Source organism: Rhizobium album (assembly GCF_003122325.1).
Lineage (GTDB): Bacteria > Pseudomonadota > Alphaproteobacteria > Rhizobiales > Rhizobiaceae > Metarhizobium > Metarhizobium album.
This window is the reverse complement of record NZ_QFBC01000020.1, coordinates 1-19429: the sequence shown is the minus strand read 5'-3', so window position 1 is coordinate 19429 and position 19429 is coordinate 1. Positions and strand designations below refer to the sequence as shown.

Annotated in this window: 27 protein-coding genes and 1 pseudogene; 2 read left to right on the top strand and 26 right to left on the bottom strand. The window is 58.6% G+C overall.

The window, feature by feature from the left end:
- Positions 1-83: 83 nt before the first annotated feature.
- From DEM27_RS33710 to DEM27_RS28565, 22 genes are all read right to left on the bottom strand, one after another.
- Positions 84-359, bottom strand: a complete 276-nt coding sequence (locus tag DEM27_RS33710; protein ID WP_128755586.1) for a hypothetical protein — start codon at positions 357-359, stop codon at positions 84-86.
- 10 nt (positions 360-369) lie between these two features.
- Positions 370-2244: a hypothetical protein gene (locus tag DEM27_RS28660; RefSeq protein WP_109461677.1), complete on the bottom strand. Its 1875-nt coding sequence runs from the start codon at positions 2242-2244 to the stop codon at positions 370-372.
- A 1-nt stretch (position 2245) separates the two neighbouring features.
- On the bottom strand, positions 2246-3553 hold the full coding sequence (locus tag DEM27_RS28655) for a hypothetical protein (protein ID WP_109461676.1): 1308 nt from the start codon (positions 3551-3553) through the stop codon (positions 2246-2248).
- Positions 3554-3563: 10 nt separating this feature from the next.
- Positions 3564-3809 carry a hypothetical protein gene (locus DEM27_RS28650; protein WP_109461675.1) on the bottom strand — a complete coding sequence of 82 codons (246 nt, stop codon included), beginning with the start codon at positions 3807-3809 and terminating at the stop codon, positions 3564-3566.
- A gap of 192 nt (positions 3810-4001) precedes the next feature.
- Positions 4002-4292: a hypothetical protein gene (locus DEM27_RS28645; protein ID WP_109461674.1), complete on the bottom strand. Its 291-nt coding sequence runs from the start codon at positions 4290-4292 to the stop codon at positions 4002-4004.
- Positions 4292-4705, bottom strand: coding sequence for a hypothetical protein (locus DEM27_RS28640; protein WP_109461673.1), 414 nt, complete (start codon positions 4703-4705; stop codon positions 4292-4294). Before DEM27_RS28640 ends, DEM27_RS28645 begins: the two co-directional genes overlap by 1 nt.
- A 1-nt stretch (position 4706) precedes the next feature.
- On the bottom strand, positions 4707-5705 hold the full coding sequence (locus DEM27_RS34795) for a transposase (RefSeq protein WP_245446196.1): 999 nt from the start codon (positions 5703-5705) through the stop codon (positions 4707-4709).
- On the bottom strand, positions 5702-5983 hold the full coding sequence (locus DEM27_RS28630; protein ID WP_128755585.1) for a hypothetical protein: 282 nt from the start codon (positions 5981-5983) through the stop codon (positions 5702-5704). Before DEM27_RS28630 ends, DEM27_RS34795 begins: the two co-directional genes overlap by 4 nt.
- Positions 5980-6294: a hypothetical protein gene (locus DEM27_RS28625; protein WP_109461671.1), complete on the bottom strand. Its 315-nt coding sequence runs from the start codon at positions 6292-6294 to the stop codon at positions 5980-5982. Before DEM27_RS28625 ends, DEM27_RS28630 begins: the two co-directional genes overlap by 4 nt.
- Entirely contained in the window at positions 6291-6470 is a 180-nt protein-coding gene (locus DEM27_RS28620; protein ID WP_109461790.1) for a hypothetical protein, read from the bottom strand. The genes DEM27_RS28625 and DEM27_RS28620 overlap by 4 nt, the downstream gene beginning before the upstream one ends.
- Positions 6467-7354 (bottom strand): hypothetical protein, encoded by an 888-nt coding sequence (locus DEM27_RS28615; RefSeq protein ID WP_109461670.1) that lies wholly within the window; start codon positions 7352-7354, stop codon positions 6467-6469. The genes DEM27_RS28620 and DEM27_RS28615 overlap by 4 nt, the downstream gene beginning before the upstream one ends.
- A gap of 1 nt (position 7355) precedes the next feature.
- The gene (locus DEM27_RS28610) at positions 7356-8771 is read right to left on the bottom strand and encodes a replicative DNA helicase (RefSeq protein WP_109461669.1); all 1416 of its coding nucleotides are present in this window, start codon (positions 8769-8771) and stop codon (positions 7356-7358) included.
- Positions 8768-9067 (bottom strand): winged helix domain-containing protein, encoded by a 300-nt coding sequence (locus DEM27_RS28605; protein WP_109461668.1) that lies wholly within the window; start codon positions 9065-9067, stop codon positions 8768-8770. The genes DEM27_RS28610 and DEM27_RS28605 overlap by 4 nt, the downstream gene beginning before the upstream one ends.
- Positions 9064-9774: a hypothetical protein gene (locus DEM27_RS28600; RefSeq protein ID WP_109461667.1), complete on the bottom strand. Its 711-nt coding sequence runs from the start codon at positions 9772-9774 to the stop codon at positions 9064-9066. Before DEM27_RS28600 ends, DEM27_RS28605 begins: the two co-directional genes overlap by 4 nt.
- A complete protein-coding gene (locus DEM27_RS33705; RefSeq protein ID WP_128755584.1) occupies positions 9771-9983 on the bottom strand; it encodes a hypothetical protein in 213 nt (70 codons plus the stop codon). The genes DEM27_RS28600 and DEM27_RS33705 overlap by 4 nt, the downstream gene beginning before the upstream one ends.
- Positions 9984-9995: 12 nt before the next feature.
- A complete protein-coding gene (locus DEM27_RS28595) occupies positions 9996-10202 on the bottom strand; it encodes a helix-turn-helix transcriptional regulator (RefSeq protein ID WP_109461666.1) in 207 nt (68 codons plus the stop codon).
- A gap of 94 nt (positions 10203-10296) precedes the next feature.
- Entirely contained in the window at positions 10297-11526 is a 1230-nt protein-coding gene (locus DEM27_RS28590; RefSeq protein ID WP_109461665.1) for a hypothetical protein, read from the bottom strand.
- A gap of 118 nt (positions 11527-11644) precedes the next feature.
- Positions 11645-11971 carry a hypothetical protein gene (locus tag DEM27_RS28585; RefSeq protein WP_109461664.1) on the bottom strand — a complete coding sequence of 109 codons (327 nt, stop codon included), beginning with the start codon at positions 11969-11971 and terminating at the stop codon, positions 11645-11647.
- 25 nt (positions 11972-11996) lie between these two features.
- Complete coding sequence (locus DEM27_RS28580; RefSeq protein WP_109461663.1) at positions 11997-12911, bottom strand: ParB N-terminal domain-containing protein; 915 nt, start codon at positions 12909-12911, stop codon at positions 11997-11999.
- 36 nt (positions 12912-12947) lie between these two features.
- Entirely contained in the window at positions 12948-13280 is a 333-nt protein-coding gene (locus DEM27_RS28575; RefSeq protein ID WP_109461662.1) for a DUF6074 family protein, read from the bottom strand.
- Positions 13270-13830, bottom strand: coding sequence for a hypothetical protein (locus DEM27_RS28570; protein WP_205908977.1), 561 nt, complete (start codon positions 13828-13830; stop codon positions 13270-13272). Before DEM27_RS28570 ends, DEM27_RS28575 begins: the two co-directional genes overlap by 11 nt.
- On the bottom strand, positions 13827-14018 hold the full coding sequence (locus tag DEM27_RS28565) for a helix-turn-helix transcriptional regulator (protein ID WP_109461661.1): 192 nt from the start codon (positions 14016-14018) through the stop codon (positions 13827-13829). The genes DEM27_RS28570 and DEM27_RS28565 overlap by 4 nt, the downstream gene beginning before the upstream one ends.
- Positions 14019-14230: 212 nt before the next feature.
- Between DEM27_RS28565 and DEM27_RS28560 the strand changes: the two genes are divergently transcribed.
- A complete protein-coding gene (locus tag DEM27_RS28560; RefSeq protein ID WP_109461660.1) occupies positions 14231-14785 on the top strand; it encodes a hypothetical protein in 555 nt (184 codons plus the stop codon).
- On the opposite strand, the gene DEM27_RS28555 is transcribed toward DEM27_RS28560, so the two are convergent.
- From DEM27_RS28555 to DEM27_RS28545, 3 genes are all read right to left on the bottom strand, one after another.
- Positions 14760-16037: a tyrosine-type recombinase/integrase gene (locus tag DEM27_RS28555; protein WP_109461659.1), complete on the bottom strand. Its 1278-nt coding sequence runs from the start codon at positions 16035-16037 to the stop codon at positions 14760-14762. The genes DEM27_RS28560 and DEM27_RS28555 overlap by 26 nt on opposite strands.
- Positions 16038-16889: 852 nt before the next feature.
- A complete protein-coding gene (locus DEM27_RS28550) occupies positions 16890-17276 on the bottom strand; it encodes a hypothetical protein (RefSeq protein ID WP_109461658.1) in 387 nt (128 codons plus the stop codon).
- Positions 17273-17482 carry a hypothetical protein gene (locus tag DEM27_RS28545; protein ID WP_109461657.1) on the bottom strand — a complete coding sequence of 70 codons (210 nt, stop codon included), beginning with the start codon at positions 17480-17482 and terminating at the stop codon, positions 17273-17275. The genes DEM27_RS28550 and DEM27_RS28545 overlap by 4 nt, the downstream gene beginning before the upstream one ends.
- A gap of 805 nt (positions 17483-18287) precedes the next feature.
- Between DEM27_RS28545 and DEM27_RS28535 the strand changes: the two are divergent.
- A pseudogene (locus tag DEM27_RS28535) lies at positions 18288-18658 on the top strand (transposase); the annotation flags it as partial.
- Here DEM27_RS28535 and DEM27_RS28530 read toward each other — a convergent pair.
- Positions 18631-19429: IS5 family transposase (locus DEM27_RS28530; RefSeq protein ID WP_165823661.1), on the bottom strand; the 799-nt coding region annotated here is incomplete at its 5' end. The pseudogene DEM27_RS28535 and the gene DEM27_RS28530 overlap by 28 nt on opposite strands.

Genomic DNA, 19429 nt, shown 5'->3' with positions numbered 1-19429 from the left:
TTCGGCAATAGTACCGCTCGTTGCCTCACCTAGCATGGTGTCGATGACTGACCTTGAACCTGCCATTGCCGTTACCTTTGGTGTTAGATGAAACTCGGATCTGCTGTTGTTGCTTGCTGCATGAGGGCAACTGAATGAAGGTGCCGCCCCGCGTTCCCTTCTATTCCCTGCTCATTGCCGCGCTCGTTGCAGGCTTTCTCTTGCTCGTTGACCGAAATGGCATCGCGGTGGCTTGGGCCATCGGCGTCGTCTTTGGGTTCTGCTACAGGCTTGAGAAGCAGATCGAGCACTTGAACAACCGCATCGATCAACTGAGCGATGGACGGAAGTAGCGATGCGGTTGTTGCATTGGTCATCATGGCTCGCCGCCTACACCGCGCTATTGGTCATATTCAGCCCCGCCATTTCGTTCCCCTGTGCTGCTGGCAAATTACCCATCCGCGCTATGCTCGGCAGAATTTGTTCTGCAAGGCCTGGGTCACCAAGGCTTTCAGCTATTTCCACCGATAGGATTTTTGCGCGGTCTTCGAGGAACTTCATTGTCCCTGCGCTTGGCCGTTTGGCCGCGGCTTCGTAGCTCTTTGCCCAATTTGCCAACTTCTTGGCGCTGATCGGACGGGAGAGAATTTCCGAAAGGACGCGGGAGCCGGCGACGGCCGATATGGTGCTGACCGGGTCGAAGACCAGGCCGCCGCCGATACCGGCTGTGAACAGATTGGCGCCGGTGCCAGAGGGGTTCGCGTACTGGTTCAATTCCTTGAACCGGCTAGAAACCTTGGCGATGTCATCGAGAGACTGCGCGAGGTCGCCCTGGTCCTTTCCCTTGAAGAGCAAGGTCTTCCCCGAGTTAGAGAGCCTGCCCCAGCCAGTGACGAACCGGTCGGGAGAGAACCGGCCTTCCGGGTCGCGACCGATGGATGACAGGACAGATGCCGCAACGTCTCCCCAGGTCTCTTTCGAAAGCGAGGATTTGAGGCGCATCAGATTGTTGATGTCAGCGCGGCCGGTGGAGCCCGCCATGGCCTCAATGCGGCTGAAGATGTTTTCATCTGAGGCGTTTTTGCCAAGGATGCGGTCAAACGCCTCCCGCTCCTTTGCCACCTTTGCGGCAAACGTGTTCGCATCCTCAAACACGCGGTAGGCCTCGGCGCCGCCGCCGCGAGAAACCGCTGTCCGCAGATCATCAGAAAGGGCGCCGTAGATGGCTTTCAGTTCGTTCTCGGAAACGCCGCTCTGTGCCAGCTTTGCGGGGCTTTTGAGCAATTCGCCAACGCTTGTCCGCAGTCCCTTGATGCCCTGGTAGTTGAGGCCGTCCGGTTGGCTCAACGCCTTCTGCACCATGGCAATGGCGCGGCTCCTGCCGTCGATCTGCGAATTCAATCGATCGCCAAGAATTTCACCCGCGACTTGCCGCGTTCTGCGCAGCGGTGTCACCACATTGGAGGTAACGAGGTCGTCGACTGCGTTGTAGCGGTCATCCACCAGTTTCGCTAACGTGTTCTTCGAAAAGTCTGTGAGACCGCTCCGCACGCCGGCACCGGCCGCGGCACTATCGGCGAGGCCATACTGCTGTTGAGCCCGCATTGCTGCATCGCTAAGCTGGTCGATGGCTGTCTTTGAGGCATCCCGAAGAGGTACCCCACCGATCGGCACATTTGCCACGACTTTGCCGGCCTGCTGAATTGCGGCATTGTCGCTGACGACGGCGCGGGGCAGATCCACGCCTAGACGCTGACCAGCTTGTGCGATGCCAAGACCTTCGGGCGCCTGCCTGGCAATTGAGGTGGCGGCGCGCTGGCCTGTGGAAGCAACTTGCCCGCCCACCGATGCAGGAGAGACAAAGCCTGCCAGATTGGCGGCCTCGCCAATGGCTTCCTGGCTGACATTGCCGGCCGGGTCCATTACCTGCAGTTCGCCGCTGTAGGCTCGGCCTGGGGCGGTAACGGCCGCCTTTGTGCTGTCCCATATTCCTTCTGCCAGTGCGGGAACGCCTTGTCCGATCCAGCGGCGTGCTGTCTCGCCGCCGATGTTGCCGCCCGTCAGTGCCGTCATGACAGACCCACCGTACAGCGCGGCGAGCGTAGAAGGGTCATAGACGCTCAAATTCTGGTCCTGTTGCTTGGCCGCGCCTGCTGGGATCAAATCGTCAAAATCAATATCCCCGCTGCTTTGCTGCACAACCGCACCCGCCTGCGCGCCGTTTCCCTTCGCCGGGATCAAATCGTCAAAGCTGATGTCAGCCATCTTAGAGCCCTTCCGGATCGATGCCGTTTTCAACAAGGCGCTGGATGACCTTCTCGCGGTCGGCGCCGCCGGCAATTGCCTTGCGTGCTTTGTTGAGCGCTGTGGATGTGACGGACGGTGAGGGAAGATTGCCACGGCCTCGGACAACGGCAGCGCGGGCGGCTTCAAGTTCCTGCGCGAGCTGGTCGAGCTTTTGGGCGGCCGAATTGGCGTCGTCGCTATAGCTCGGCAGGTACCTCTCTGCATATGCCGAAGCCTCGGCCAGGTTCATGCCAGCGCCGGTCAGCATGCGGGTGAGCGCGTCCACGCCGCTCTGGATCTTCCGATATGTTTGGGCCTGCTGGCTGCTCGAATCATTGACCGATGCGCGGTCAATCCAGCCTGTGACGTTGCCGGCAGCAATTTCGTCTCGAAGATCAGGATACGCCTTCAAGAAGGTATCAGTCATCCCGATGCGTGCCGCCAATTCGGCGGGGATGGCCTCTGCCGGGCCACCGGGGATAGGTTTAACTCCCGCATCAGGATTGGAGGGATCGGCCAACTGAAAACCAGAAGGCACGCTGAAAGCGGGCGTCTCGCTGACATTGCCAACGATGGAGGGTGCGCCGTTCTCATCCCACTGCAAACTCATGCCCTTGGGCAACTGGCCTTGCATGCCGACGCGGAAGCCGATGTCGTCAATGGCGCCCGTTCTGTAGTCTTCCTGCAACTGGCCGATTGTCGAGAGCGGCTTGCGCTGCGGCTCAAAGCCTTCCGCCGCTTCAAACGTTCCTGCAACCTCGTCGACCCAGAAAGGTTTGCCGTCGACCACTTGAAGTTTCTTCTGCTTCGGCTTCCACGCTTCTTTGATAAGTTCCGTGGTCGGAACGACTCCAATGAATTGGGCAAGGTCCGGACGGTGCTGGCGAATCCATTCATCGGTTCGGCTGCCTTGCGCCAGCTTGTCCCGCCTGTCGCGCTCTGCTGCGGCACGCTCCTGCCGGTCCTGCTGCATACGCTGACCGTAGGCGGCGATTTGCGGGATTCCCGAGAACATTTCGCCCGGCGGCTTGCTGCCGTTGGCGATCAACTGCAAGCCCATCATGGTGTCGGGGTCGTTGAGATCGAGAAAGCCTGTGCCAAAGAGACCGCCAGAAGTGTTGCCGGCGCCCATCGCGCCGCCGCCCATGGCAGAGCCGGAGCCGTCAACGCCGGACAGCAGGCCGCCGCCTTGGGACATATCAGTCATAGGCCCGTTAACCGGCAAAGCGCTCTGGCCCACCGTGTTGTTGCCGAGGGCGCCGAGGATGGAGCTTAAAATTCCGGCCATGGTTTTCTCCTTAGGCGCTCTTACGGGGAAGATATTCGACTATGTCGCCGCGGTGAAAGATGCCCGAGAACTTGCGTCCGGAAGCGGCGAGCTTTTCGGCGGCGGCCTGGAGAACAAATTCGTTGGGCGTCATGCCGGCGCGGTTGCTGGCATCGAATAGCTGGTCACGAAAGCTCTCCATGACCGTGGCACCCACCAGCATGACCGGATACCGGCCTTCGCGCTGGCTTGCCTTCTTTGCTTCGGTGTCAAGCATGTGAAACGCTCCTGTTGAAATCCTGGGAGCGATTGTTTCACATCGAGAAGGGCTTGGGGATTGGAAGCGTCCGGCAGTGTGTTGCAGATTTACCTATTAGAAGTAGAAATTTGCGCAACTAAAAGATGAAGTGGCAAAACTTGGATTTTCAAGCATACCCCTCAAATTTGAGGGGTGGTCGAGAGGACGGCATTACTTTGGCAAGCCCAAGTGATCGAAATACCGGCGAACGCTTGCGTGGTCGCGCTGGCCCCGTCTCAGCAATTCGAGGATATCGTATTCGCCATGCAGTACCATTTCGAGGGCGGGCGCCGAAATCTCCAGCGGGGCATTTTGAGCGCTCTGGCGGCCGATGCCATAGATGCGGCACCAGTCGCGGATAGTCCTTTCGCTGCGGCCAGAACGATGCACCGCAACCTTGATGTTGATCACCTCGGCGCGATGCATGAGAACGGGGGCGGGAAGGGTAGGCTTGTCTTCCATCAGCAGCGGCCCATCTGCCCGGCGCCAGCGATGAAAAGCTGCTCAAGGCGTTCTTCAAAAGCATGCTCTGAAATATGAGCAAAGGTGTCTCGCACATCGAGCAAGGCAGGGAGTAATTCGTCTTCGGCATAACTTCCGATCTGAAGCTCGGTATCGACTGCGTTCCCGATTGCCCGATATACCGCTTCGCGACCGTTGCGATTACGGAGCAATGCCGGCTGCAAAACCGCTTCTTCCGCAGCCTGGCGCCCGACGTCGATAGCGCGCTGCCCAGCCTTCATCAAATTGGCCTTGGCCTGATCGGGAGGGATGTACGGCCCGAGTTCGACCGGCCAGTCTTCCGGCTTGGCGTAGCGCCCAGAGTTGACTTGGATTTCGACCGCGGTCTCAAGCTGTTCCAGAACAGTTGTCATTTCATGCTCCTTTCTGGTGATCATTTTTCAGGCGAGCACGCCAGTTGGAAACCGTCTGCGGACTGACGCCAGCCCGGCGGGAAATCTCGCGATCGGAAAGGCTCGGTTCTGCGGTGAGGATTTCGCGGACCATTGTCGCCTTGTCGGCATTCGTGCGACGCTGTCCATTTTGAGCAGGCTGCAAGCGCTCCTCCGATTGCGTCGGAGTAGTCGCCCTATCGCGAAGAATCCGAAAGTCATCCTCGATGCGATCCATGAAAGGGTCGTTCCGGACAACGGGGTCTAAATACTCGCTTTCAAACTCGTATTTCTTCCAGGCGAAGCGGTCTTCCAAGTCCTGCCAATTTTGGACAGGCGCCGTGGCAAGAAAATCCTCAACCATCTTCGTCCTGACGTGGACTTCCGGCTCTTCGTTGTAGCCGTAGATGTCATCGTGGAAGACGCCGCGGTCCCAGCGAAGCTTATTCCAGACCTTCACCTCTGCCATGGCTTCGCCGATGGTCCGGGGCATCGGATAAGCCGCTGCAATCGCGGCACAAGCGCGGGGCGTGCCCTTCAAGAAATCGCCGCACTGCTCGCCGTCCATGAATGCGGTGTAATGGCGCTGGACCTTTGAGATGCATGCATAGGACATAATGATCGAAAAAGGCTCGATTGCCTTCCGAAGAGCGACTTCCCAAGGCGTCGGATCGAACACGGCGGCAATCGATCCATATTCCTTCAACAGTCGTTCCCGCTTGATGGCATTCTTACGCCGACGCTCGGTGCGTTGCTCCTTGAAGAACGGATCGTTGAAAATGTCTGTGAACGGGTTTGCTGCCGTCGTTTTAGGCGTGTCCAGTTTGGACATTGCCTGTGTGAGCGTCATGTCAGCCTTCGCCGCCATGCTTCCCGCCCTGGCTTTGGCTGCCGAGCGCTCGCCCTCGGTGGCGCCGGCCGTCATCAGTGCCGCTACCTTGCGGAATTTCTCAATGTCCAAATTAGGCGCATGGACGTTCATGCTGCGTCTCCATCGCTGTAGACGTCTTCCGGCCGGCCGAAAATGTTGATTTCGAGCCAATCGGAAAAGCGCTGGAGGAAGGCGAGGTCGTTGCCGGTGGCGCAGTCGATCATCCGTTCCAGCCCGTTGGCGGCCGGGGTGAAGGCATCGCCGGTTTCGATGCGGTACCGATCGACAATCGAGGATTCGCCAAGAGCCCAATGCAGGCAGGACAGGAAAGCGGGCAGCATCACGTCTTCATCCCATGATGTCTTGAGGGTTTGCTGTTGCTGGCTCATGCGTCTTGCGCTCCCGAGTGCAAAGAGATGGACATTTCGGCGAAGCGGTCTTTCGCCGCAGTGGCGATCAAGGCGGCCAAGGGGTGTACGATTTGTGGCGGGAACCCTTGTCCAAGCAGATCGGCGGTAAATTCCTTGGTGAACGATGCAATCCCGGCGGCGCGGGCCTCTCCGGCCGGGATGGCGCCGGCAAGGAGGGCGATTTGGTCGACGAACGTCTGCCCCAACTCTTTCGCCTGCCGCTCCAGCCAGTCCGCGTACTGGGCGTCAGACATCTTTTCGAAGTCGATCATGTCGGCCATGTCGGTCATGGTGATGTCGCCTCCTTCGGTTCAACGTTGCGCGCCAGCTTGATCGCCTGGCAGGCTTCTAGCGCGGAAAGGCCGAAGCGGTCGCGGATGTCGGGGATGCGGACGCCGGACGGCTGCTGTGCGATCCAGTCTGCGGCGATCCGCACGGCGTCGAGCGGTGAGGTTTCAATTGTCATGCTGCCCGCACCCATTCCGCCCAGCCGCTGCCGTCGCTAGGCTCCAGAAGGCTGGCAGGCACTGCACAGCCGGGAAGGTGCGGCGCCGGCCCCCAATCCTTCGAAGACCACCTGCCGTTCTGACGGGCATAGGAAAGCCGCTTCTGCCATTGCTCCTCGGGGTCAACGTTTCCGTTCCCCGCATCACAGAAGCCGTCGAACTTCCGGTGCTTCAAGAAACCGTCTGCATGTTTTGCCTGCAGCCAGGTGTTTTCCTTGAGGTGGGCGATATAGCCGGGAATGGCGGCCATGCATTTGGCGTGGTCGTCGTCGGCGAGTTTCCCCCATTCCTTGAAGGCGTCGGATTTGCTCATGTTCGGATGTCGAGGATATGCCTTCCAGAAATCTTCAAAGGCTTGGGAATAGGTCAGGGTCTTGGGCTTCTTGGGTGAAGGCCCCGAACTCGCTTCGGGGGTATATTCTCCTTCCTTTCCTTTCCCTTCCTTATGGGACGCGTGCTCGACGCGTGCCCCACGCGTGGCTGACGCGTCAGATACCTCAACGATTTCAGTCGGATCGGGCAATTCGCTGGCTTTTTCGCGGTTGTTTACGACCTGATGTCGGTGCCATGACGGGATGTACCCGAATTCCCGTCCCTGGCACGCGTACTTTACGATGAATCCACGCGTGGCCAACGCGTCGAGCACGCGTGAAAAGTCCACTTCGTCATAGGGGAAGATGTCGACTTTCAGCTGCCGCGGGCGCCAGGCAAACCGGCCTTCACGGTCGCATTGCGTCCACAGGCCGGCGAACGCCAAACGGATCGGCAGGCCTGTTTCCTGCTCTGCGTCGAACAGCCCTTCGTGCTTAAAGAATTCGGGCTTGATGGTTCGAATACGCGACATGTCATGACCTCGCTGCATTGCGGATCGCGCTGCATGCGATATCGACGAACAGATGAACTGTCCGGGTGGCGCCGTTACGCTGCTTTGCGATGTTGAGTTCAAGCTTGTTGCGGCAGGCATCCAGCTTCTCTTGCCGCTTGATTTCGTCGTCGGGGTTTTTGGCCTCCGTCCGACCGGCGTAATATTCCTCGCGGTATGCGAAGAGCACGACGTCGGCGTCCTGTTCGATCGATCCGGATTCGCGCAGATCCGACAGCAGGGGGCGCTTGTCCTCCCGGCTCTCGACCTGGCGCGAAAGCTGAGACAGGGCGACAACGGGAATGCCGAACTCGCGGGAGATACCCCGGAGGCCCGCAGAGATTTCGCTGATTTCCAGCGTGCGGTTGCCGGCGTAGCGGCCGGTCGCCGCGATCAGCTGCAGATAGTCGACCAGGAGGATTTTGACCGAACGGCCCTCGCGGCCGATGCGGTCATTGACGTTTTCGAGCTTCCTGCGGATATCGCCGAGCGTGAGGCCGGCGGCATCCTCGATGTAGAGCGGCAGCTTCGAATGCCGCGTCTTGACATCCCAGACCGTTTCGAAATCGCGGTCGGTGGTGCGATTGTTGAGGATGTCGCTGTATGCAATCCGATGGCCTTCGTCATAGGCGAGATCCGTCAACGCTCGCATTGCCAGCGACGGTGCCGCCATCTCCAGGCTGATATAGAGCGCATCCTCATCAGCAAGCGCGGCGCGGAGTGCGAAGCCAAGCCCGACAGCGGATTTCCCCATTGCCGGCCGCCCGCCCAGGATGGTCAATTCCGAAGGCCGGAAGCCGCCCGTAGCTCGGTCCAGATCGGCAAGGCCTGTCGAGATGCCGACAAGGCCGGCGCCGCTGTTGCGGGCTGCCTGTGCGGCTTCCAGTGCAGCATTGCTGGCCTCATCGAAGGAGAATTGCGTCTTGGTCTTCCGATTGGCACGAATGCCAGCCGTGACGCTGTCGGCCGTGGCGTTGAAGGTACGGATCAGGTCTTGCGGGTTGGTGGCCGGATCGTCGGCGGCCGCGGCGATGCGGGAAGCCTCGGCACCGATTTGGAGTCGGGCGGCCTGCAGGTTCATCGCCTCGATGGATTTGCGGATGCCACCGAGACCCCGAACCGGAGCATCCGACGCCAAGCGCGCCAGATACTCGGAAAGAGGAATGCCGAGAGCCTTTTCGATTGCCTCGCGGCGGCTCGTGTCGGTCATGCTCAACACGACAGAGAGATTTGCCGTGCTGTAGTTCTCGTAAGCTTTTTCGATGTTTGCGAAGATTTCCTGATGAAGCGGCTCAACGAAGGATTCCGGGCGCAGCGCACCCGGAACGATGTGCGGGTTGCCACCCATTAGGATGGCCCCCAACACTTCCTGTTCAAGTTCTGGTACGAAGCCGCTCATGCTGCCATCCGGTCGCTTTCGGCGAGGATGGCAACCTCGGAGTGGATGACGTAGCGGGCATGGCTGCCGGAGAACTGGCCTTCGTGCTTTTCTTCGATGGTCTCGATAACGAGGCCGTACTTCGTCCGGAGCTTCCACACATAGGCCGACCAGCGCGGGCCGGGATGATCAATTGGCGTGCAGCCGGTTTCGCCGGCCTTGACGAGATTGCGCAGCGCCCAGGCGTCACGGCCGATAACCTTAAACGGCTGGCCGTCCGGAAGAATGCGAGCGGTGATGATAAGGCGATTGGTCATGTGCGGTCTCCTGCGATCCAAGCGGGAAGGTCGGGGTTAACGATGCGGCAGAGGCGGGCGAACTCGACGAACTGCGGACGGGCCGTCAGCCAGTCGGCAAGCCATGTCGAGCGGATCGGCTCCAGCCAGTTGAGACCGGCGGAAGACCATTCGTCGTGAAGGGAAAGGGAATAGAAAGCCGCCGCCTCCAGGCAGTCGATTTCCTTTTCGTGCAGATGCTCCAGCGCCGCGGTGAGCAAATGCATCACCCCGATGACGACGACCGGTCCTTGCAGCGGCTCGGGGGTGTCCCAGGTCTTTGCCTCCTCGATGCACGAAGAGACGGGGCCAAGCAGGGCCGCGCTGCGGTGGTACCAGTCCGGCGCGTCCATGACGAGCGTCACCCAATTTTCGATCGGTACTTCCATGCCCGCCGTCCGCGGCATGGTCTTGTAGATCGACGTGGCCGGCTTCGTGAGGTCAGCGTAAGAGGCCTTGCGGCCCCCATGCTTGAGGAACAATTCGAAGGTGATGGAGCCGGCTGCCGACTGGCGGCGGAACTCCTCGGCGCAACGCTTGCGATTGATATCGCCGTGAACGCCTGCCAGCGTCATGCAGTCTTCGAGATTGTGGAAATAGCAAAGATCAGGATCCGTGCTGCGTTCGGGGTCGTGGAAGACATCGATCAGCAAACCGTAGGGCGAGGGGATCTGGCAAAGAGGCTTCATGCCGCACCTCCTAGGCCAGAAAGCTCGCAGATGACTCGGGCATGATGGAAGCCGATGCCGAAGCGGCGCACCAGGTGACGAGCCGCCAGCGTTTCAGATTGATTTTCGAGGATGGTTTCGTTAGGGTTCTGAGCATCAACTCCGGCAAGAGCTTTGATATTCAGAACCTGGCGGAGCCCATGGCCCGCCGGGTTTCGCTTTTCAGTCATTTTCCGTTCCTATTATGCTGCTTCGGAAGTCGAGCGGCGGCGTTTGCTCGCGAGCCAAGCCTCTACGTCGGTAGTGTCGTAGAGAACCGTCTTGCCGAGCTTCAGGAACGGAGGGCCGGCGTCCGGCGTCATGCGCATCTTTGCGAGAGTCGACTCAGGAATGCCGGTGAGGTTGGATACCTCCGCAGGCTTCAGTTTCCGACTGAACAAGGTGTTCATACTTCGCTCCTATTACCTCCCCGGAAAACCCAGAGAGTGAACGGAACGTGCCGGAATTATTTCGATTTGTCAGACGGTTAAGTCGGAAATTGAATTAGTGACCTTCGCTTGGATTTTCCGACTTTTCCGACTTTTCCGACCCACTGGCAAATTCGGCAATGCAGTTGCGAATTTTGTCTTTGATGGACGTTTCTTCGGGCGAGTTGGACTCGCCCCAGGTGTCCCAGCACCATTGGGTCATTTCATCTACTAGCTTCTTCTGAGGTCTCCCCGCCGTCGCGTCAGGAATGCCGTCTCGGCGCAGTTTTTGATGAACTTCCGCTTCAAAAGCAGCCCAAGCGAATTTTGGTGCCCGACCTCGCCTCGCCGGTGCTTTCCCCGGATCGCTTGTTGGTGCCCTAGAGGCGGCGCCTTCGATCGGCGCTAACGCTGGAGGAGTAGTGTCGGACTTAGAGAGCATACTAGCAACATGCGCTCGCAGCGCTTCTGCTGGCACACGGATGTCAACCCAATCGGGCTCTTTTGAGCGCAAATTGCTGTGAAGCGTGAGCGTTCCGCCCAAGCCAGACTTTGAGGTGAAATCCAGAAACTCGATACGATGTGTATCTGCCTCTGTGTGGTGGGAGCCGTATTTCGCTGCTTCCCAGGGCGAGGATGGGATATCGCCTCGCAGGCCGCCCTTACGACCGGTTGCTATAATCCCGTCATATGCGAGGATCTGCGATAACTCTTCCATCCCTTTTTCGTCAATAAGCAAATTGGCAATTTGCCGGCTGGTAAATGACTGCCCCAAAGAGCCGACCAGCACCGCCGCATCAAAGAGGCTATACGTGCCGCCGCGTTGTTCGATGATCTGATAAATCTCGTCTCCGGGCTCCAGAATGGGCGCCGGCCATTCTCTCAAAATATGCCGCGCGCGAACTCTGGTGTGTTGGAATTTAGTGCCATCGAGCGTCGAGAGAATTATCCCATCTATATTGTCATCGCCCTGAAGGATAAGATAACCCAAGTGCTCGTCAGGGATGGGACCAGGCCTCTCTCGGAGGGCGAGATGTGCCGCATCCACCATGTGGGTATCTGTTTCGACCAGCCGACTCTGAATGGCTTTGAGCAGGTCAACGGCCGCCGTCCAATAAACTCTGTCCCCGCCCATTTCCTCGATGAACATTACCCAAAGAAGAGCCGCCTTTTGATCGGGCGAACGGGGGGAGTGGCGGACGACGCTTTTAGCGTTTCGGTCGGCGATCCATGCGACTGCCATTGCAAGCGTCCACCATTCTTCGTCGCGGACAGGGTCATATACTTGATTGTGGGCTTTCTGCATGAGCGCACCTTGCACCAGCACCGCAGGGGCCGCAGGGAAACCGGTGGTGCGCGCCGGCTTGTCGGATGGCCGTCCTATCCCTGCGGGTCTGAGATGCGCGGTCGGGCCGCGCTATCGGTTATGCAGCGTCATCGAGGTCGTCGGCACCGTCGAAACGAGCTTTGAAGATGTCGAGGTTGTTGGAAACGGCGTCGGCGCCGTCCGCGTAGGTGCCGCCGATCGGTTCCCCGATTGTCGCCGCGATGATGTCGACGGTATCGCCGGGCATAATGCTGTCGTCGCCGACAAGGGCCGCACAAATCGCCTCCAGCGCGTTGCTGAGGCTTTCAGCGGTGGCGCCATGGATGTCGTCTTCCTTCGGCCATCCAACGAGAGCGCGGAAGGCGTCTTCCATCCCGCGGCTGTCACGATTGGCGATGTCGTTCTCGATATCGGTCATGTACATGTAGGCTTCTCCTGTTGCTGGAAGGTCAGGCGGCGCGGTTCGATGCCCCGGTCAGATTTGTGAGCGCGTCCGCAACGCTTTTCGTGCTGGTGGCGTACAGGTTCGATTTGACGGCATCCCACCATTCTGCCGGCACATACTCGACGATGATTTCGGCGATTTCCTTTGCCGCTCTGGCTTTCACGTCGGCATCGATTTTGTTTTGTCGCGCCTGTTGGTCCGCTTCCATGCCGCGCTGGCGGATCACAGCCAGGTCGCGCTTCGCCGCGGTCATCTGTTCGTTCGGCGGCAACCGCTTGAGCTTGTCGAGATAGGCGCCATTGTCGAGCTTGGAACCGGCAACAAGGTTCAGAACCTCGGGAATGACCTTCTGCCCGCGTTCAGCGTCACGCTGCACTGTGCGCTGGCTCTGGCCCGTCGCCGCTGCAGTTTCCGCCGTGAACGCAAGCGCCAAGTTGTCGTTTGCGTCATGGGCATTGCCCATCGCTGCATTCGCAGCCCGTGCGCCGATGGCCTTGGACGGCCCGTTCCTGCGCTCAAAGATTTCCTTGCGGGCAGCTGTATGCCGGGCGCGGTCGGTGGCGCTAAGGTCATTCCGGCAGAGGTTTTCATCGATCTCCCAGAGGCGAATGTCATCGGCATCACCTTCGAAGAAAACAAAGGCCTCGATTTTCTCCCAACCGAGTTTTCTAGCCGCAGCCACGCGGTGCGCGCCGGTCACCAGCAACAGAGCATTTGAAACCTCACTATAAGGCAGTGCTTCCGGTCGCTCCTCGTAGTATCGAACCGAGATGGGCGTTCTCAAGCCGATTTCAGCCATTGAGGCGGCCAAGCGGTCAACGTCAGCGGGAAGGACCGAACGCAAGCGATCAACGGCTTCGATGTCGTCAACGTCAATGAAGGCGGTGCGGCGGCTTTTGTGATTTGTCGTGCTCGTCATGGCGAACTCCAGTCTGAAAACGGCTATTGCTTGCTTTTAGGCTGCCCCTCGCGGGTTGTCGGTGCCATCGGATTGGCGCGGAAGACTAGGGCGCCATCTCGCTCTAAGCTTTAGGCACTGCGCATGGATCAGCGTTAGAAAGTCGAGCGTCTCGCGAGCGATATCTGGCTCGGCAACACGGGCGCTGCTCATCTGGCGGCTATAGGCTTGCACAGATCGGGAAAGGATGTGATCCGCTTCACGCTGCGTCCGAGCCTTGGCAAGCTGCTCAGCTATCTTTTTCGCTTGGCCGACCCGCTTTAGTGCGGGAAACGGAATGATTTTGACAGGTGGCACGTAAGCGAAGAGCGGCAGGTCGTCATGCTGCATCAACGTCACCTTCCATGGTATATCTATATGTGTCCACTGGAGCGGACTGTTGATCCGCCAAAACCAGCTTCACAGTCCGCTGGAACGGACTGCCAGAGCGATTTTCCTCAGTTCGGAGGGGGTAGGTGTCCGCTGGAACGGACTGTGTGTCCGCTGGAGCGGACTGTTGTTTTTTCTCGTCGGCCCACCTTGTGAAATCTTTTGAGGGCAGGTCGCCGGTTACATCACATCGATATTCGGTAAGGCGCCACTCAGTGACGGCTCGGTTCTTGATGTGAAAGGCACTCGGCTTGGCTTTGACGATGAAGCCTTTCGCTTGAAGCTCATCCAGGGCTTTTGAAGCTGTGGTGCGGCCCATGTTAATTTCATCGGCGAGTTCGCGGCAGCCGAGGCCGATGCGACCATTGTTCATGCCGTCGTACCGCCACTTGACCTCAAGGTAGGCGCTGCGCTCGATTGGCGACAACGCTTTCCATGCGGCGCTGCGCTTTACGTAGCCATCGATCATGATGAACTTGGCTCTGCCTTTGCGTTTGCGTTTGCTGGTCATCGACCACCCATCCGCGAGCGTTCCCAGGCTTCGATGTCTTCCTGCCGGTAGAGCTTGCGGCCATTGACGACCATTGGCTGCGGGAACTTGAGCTTCTCGTCACGCTCCCAGCGCCAGACGGTCATTTTCGTAATGTCGTATCGCTGGCAGATGCTGTTGGTGTTCAACCAAACAACGGGTTCACTCATTCAACTCTCCTTGGCAGCCACTGCAGCGGCGCCGACCGGTTCCGAAATGTTTCTGGAATGTACGTATGCTCAATGTTATTTTCTGTATCGGAAAGTTAATACATATTGTGAATCCGGGGAATACCTAATTTTACGAAATCCGTTATCCACAGCGATTTCCCTTTCATTCGGCTTGTCGAAAAAGGCGGCTGTGATAGGAGGGGCTGAAAGCGATGGTCGCGATGGCAAAAGACAAGAAGCAAACCAAGAGTGAGACGCTGGCAGTTCGGCTTGATGCGAGGACGCGGTTCGCACTTGAATTAATGGCGCGCCACAGGGGACAGCCTCTGACCACAGCAGTGGAGCGAGCCATCATGGCGGCGGCCAATGCCGAACAACTTCCGCATGGCAAGTCCGCGGTAAACTGGTCTTTCTTCTGGGATGTCTCAGAGGGAGTCCGCGCTCTGCGGATCGCCGAGTTCCCAGAGATGTTTCCTACTTTTGAGGAATCCCGGCGCCTGGCGTTCGCGGTTGAGCATTGGCCCTTCTTCTATTCGTCACCGAAGCGGGAAACCTGCCTCAACCACTACATAGATATCATCTGGCCGCGCATTGACGAATTCGTGCAGTTCCACGAGGACATGAAGAGCAAGGACTTCTTCGCGGCCGGGAAGGCGATGCAAGATGCCATCAGGCACGCCAAGCTACTTCCGCCTGATTGGCCGCATAAGGATTCCGCTCTTAAGCAAGCGCTGGAAAAGCTTAAACCGCAGACTTCATCGGAATGACATTGTCGGGCTTCTCAATGCCGACAATCTCGGCAACGAGGTGCCCCCAAGCGGACAAGGCCCGTCGCTTTTCATCCGCATATTCGTATTTGTTGTAAACCGCGGCCACGCCTTTGATGGAGCCGCTTCGGTGGTTCAACACCGCTTCCACGACATGGACCGCAATGCCGAGCGATGCCATCCCACTGGCTGCAGTTCGGCGTAAATCGTGCAGGCGCCATGGCGTGAGCTTGAATTCATCCGGATCGCCGCCGGCCTCTTCGATTTCTTTGCGGGCAATCTTGATCATCTCTGCGTCGAGATTGGCCTTGGCTCTCGAAAATCCGCTGATGGCACTCTCGCCGGTCGTTGTGAGCAGGAAGGCCGACTTCTTTTCGAGCTGCGGCACTGATCGGACGATTTCGGCGGCGCTTTGGGGCAGGGGAACGAAGTGCGCCTTGCCGTTCTTCGATCTGTCTTTCGGGATTGTCCAGGAGGCCTCATTCTCTTTGAGATCAAACTCACTGCGTTCGGCGCCAGCGACTTCCGTTCGACGCTGCCCGGTGAGCAATAGCAACTTCACCATCGTGCCGAACGGCCAGCCGATCTTTTCCGAGGCGAGCCAGACAAGCCGCACCTCGTCTTTGGTCAAGATCCGGTCGCGGTGGTGTTCTTGAGACGGCGGCTTGAGCTTTACCATCGGCGATGCCGTGATGATGTCGCGCTCGATGCACCAGTTGAAGAATTTGCTCAGGAGAGCGTGGACGCGGTTCGCTTGAATCGGTGCCCGCTCCGCCGCCTCGTCTATCAAGGTCAGGACATCCCGCCTGGTGATGGAGCCAATCATGCGGCCCTTCCACTTAGGCACAATATCCACGTCGATGGTCCGCTTTTTCTCGGTTGCGGTCGACGGCCGGTTCTTCTCCAGCACATAGCGCTTATGGAAATCGTCGAACAGGTTTTCGATCCGATCCATGTCACGCGTGCGGGCACTCGCCGCGGCCTTCTTTTCATCGATCGGGTCTCGGCCTTCGGACACGCTGCGCAAAACCGCGCTGGCAGCCTTGCGGGCATCCGCGAGCTTGAAGGCGGGGTGAGAGCCGATGGTGAACTTTCGTGGCCTGCCGTCGAACCGGTAGCGGACGGACCAACTCATAGCGCCGGACGGCTGCACGACGAGATAGAGGCCCGGCATTCCAGCATCGGGGATTTCTTGCCGGCTGTCTCCCGGTTTGACGTTTTCGATGAATTTCAGGGTCAGTACCTGGGCCATGCTTCCTCGGGTAACAATCGGGTAACGGAATGGCGTGTTAGCCAATGTTATTCACAGGGCATAACATCGCATAACATTTTTGACTTGTCATCGAGAAATCAGGGGTTTAGAGAGGAATACACAGGAATGCAGTGTTCGCCTACGTTATCGTAGAGCACCTGATTTGTAATCAGGGGGTCGCGGGTTCGAATCCTGCCGGGGGCACCATCTTTCTTTCTCACCGAATTGTTTTTATTGACGTATTAGTTTTGGCTAATTGTCTTTATCCACCCGTGAATCCACCTATTGTGATCTGCTAGGCACAGCAGTTTTCGCAATTTCTCGCCGCACATCACACCCCGAGTCAGTTCGTGTGACATCTGGCAGCTTGCCGGGCGGAGCAAATCAGCGCATGCTTGAGAATGGCGCGGCTCATGCCGGGCGGGAGAGAAGCTGCCCAATTTTCACTCCGCGTGCCGGGCGTATCGAGGCGTCCGGCCATCATCAATTTTGTGGCTCCCTGCCTAAACGGCCCTGCTACTTCTGCTACTTTGCTACTATCGTTAAAATTCAAAACTTTAGCTCCGGTTTCTAATGCTACTTGTTTGCTACCTTTGCTACTTTCGTCGGATGTAAGGCTGCAGTTTCGTGATTTTGTGAACAATAAGCCTTCGTTCTGACTCAAAGAGTGAACGATGGCGTGCGGGAAACTTCCGCCCGACGAAGGCGCTCAGACAATTTGAATGATTTTCTTAACCGGAGCGAAGGCGGATCGCATTAACGGTCTCCGGCCTTCATCTGGCGCCTCTGGCTGCCCTTGGATGGTGCGGGCGGGTCTTCGTGGTGAAGACACCTTCGGTTGGCGGGCACGCGCTATCCGGCTGCGTCGTGAGCACTCGGCATGGCAAGGATGGCGGCGGCGGCCATCGCGTAATCGTTGACGACGCGGAGGAAGCCGAGCGCGGATGCGTCGATCTTGCCGTTATGGTCTGCCGTGCGCGCTATGCCCTCGACGATCCATCCGAGAAGGTTGGCGTTGCCGAAGGTCGGATAGTTGCCGACGAATTCCAGATATTCGTTCCCGAGCCGCTGGCCCATCTGATAGTCGAGGCGGTACTTGCCACTGTCGGCAACGGCCCAATAGTCGATGCCGCTGCCGATCGGCTGGAGCCTGCGCATGAAGGACAGCGCGTCGGCGTGGTGGATGGAGTTGGCAACGGGCTTATTAATTTCGCCCATGAAGATGAGGCGTCCGGTCATTTCGATGTTCCTCTGCTGTGGCGCTCACTGCGGATCTGCATGAGTTCCAGGGCCTCGTGATTGGATTCGATGAGTTTGCGGGCCTGGCGGATCGTGCCGCCAATGGCCGCAGCCAGCTTGAAGACCTCGCAAGCCGCTTCGGCTGTCAGCAGGAGACTGAGAGCCGTATGGCTGTGGTCGATTGCTTCGGAAAGCTCGTCCGTCATCGCCTGCGCAATCCCGTAGCGCCTGCACCACTTGCGCAATGCCTGAGCTCCTGCATGTCCTGCAGGTCGTCGACTAGGGCCAGCGCGTCGGTGATGCGAGCGCTCGCCTGTTCGGCAAGAAGCTGCAGCGCGCAGGTATGGGCCGTGTTGGCCTCTGTCTCCATCGCGGAAGCGGCAATTCCTCGCTACCATAAGGGAGGAAGCAAAGTCGGAAAGATTAGCTATCGCCGCTTTCAAAGCCGCCGTAGTCGCTGGCGATTTGCTGGCTCTCTCAGACGCGTTTGAGGCCATCGAAGCCCGTATGCTGTTCGCAAGAGCTTTTCGTGCCATTGCTGGCTTGTCCGCTTCCGATGAGATGCGAAACGCCTTCTTGGGGATATGGGAAAACGACGGCGAGAGCCTCCGCAGCAACTCCGACGACTTGTCATTAATTGATGGCCTCCGCGTGCTGCTGCCAGTCTATACCGGGCCGGGCCTCAAGCTCTACCGTGGCTGCAGTTGGCCGAATCGGTGCCGACGAACCTATGGCATGTCGTGGTCATCCAGGCTCGATGTAGCAACGGCCTTTGCGGAAAGCCGCAAGGATCGGTACCGAGGCGGCAGCGTGCTCCTAGAAGCCTACGCTCCGCCTAAGGCCATCATATGCGCCCTGGCCTTATTCTCCGACCGATATGATGAAGCCGAATACGTTGTCGACCGCCGAAGGCTCCTGGCCGTAAAAGAGAGCTGGCTCGGGAAATCTGGACAGCTAAGATAAGTGGAAATTCTGCCTGCCTTCGGCTTAGATGCCGGAACAGGAGATACCATGACGAAACGACCGCGCCGGAACCATAGCCCGGCTTTCAAGGCAAAGGTGGCGCTGGCCGCCATCCGAGGCGAGCAGACGTTGGTGGAATTATCCCAGCAGTTTGACGTGCATGCCAACCAGATCAAACAGTGGAAAGACCAGCTCCTTGAGGGGGCGACAGGCGTTTTCGGCGATGAAGCGAAGACGGAGCCGGCGGGTCCGACCGTCGATGTCAAAACGCTGCACGCCAAGATCGGCGAACTGACACTGGAGAACGATTTTTTAGCCGGAGCGCTCGGCAAGGCGGGATTGCTGGGCGGAAAGAAATGATCGACCGTGCACACAAACTGTCGGTCGCACGTCAGGCGAAGCTTCTCGGCTTCAGGCGAATTTGCACGCCTGCCTTTGCAAGTCCCCACCATCGCATCCGGCGCAGACCGTAGCTTCGTTTCCAGGTCCCGAAGATCTTCTCGATCCGACCGCGGATACGCTGGATCGGCTGGTTCCAGGCATTGAGACGTGCTCGGATTTCGGCTTCGTCGCGTCCCCACATGCCTGTGGCGATAACGCGCGGCGTGCCACCCTTCGCGATGACCGCCTTGCCAAAATGATCACCGCGATAGGCACTATCGGCGTAAACATCGCCGGGATTGTCCGGCAATGCGTCAGGACCGGCCTTTCCGTCGTTGATGTTGGCTGGCGTAACGGCGATCTCTTCGACAAGAGCCGTATCGGCGTCGGCGCCGACATGCGCCTTGAAACCATGGACCGCCGGACGGCCCTTGTGCTTGACCCAATGACCCTCGCCATCGTCCTCACTGGCCGAAGCAATGATCGTCGCATCGACAAGCGTGCCGGTCTTCACCCGAATTGCCCTTGCCTTGAGCTGGCTGGTGATCGCTTCGAACAATGTCTTGTCCAGACCGTAGGCGACAAGGCTGCGGCGAAACCGAACGAAGGTGGTGCGCTCTGGTGTCGGTTCCGAACGGGAAAAGCCGCAGAACCGACGAAACGAAGCCCGATCGTCCAGAGCCTCAGCCAGCTTCACGTCCGACAAGTCATACCAGATCGACAACAGCATCGCCTTCAAAAGGGCGAGCGGCGGCCATGCCGGCTCGCCCCTGGCCGCGCATGAAATAACCACCAGCGCTTGATCGACC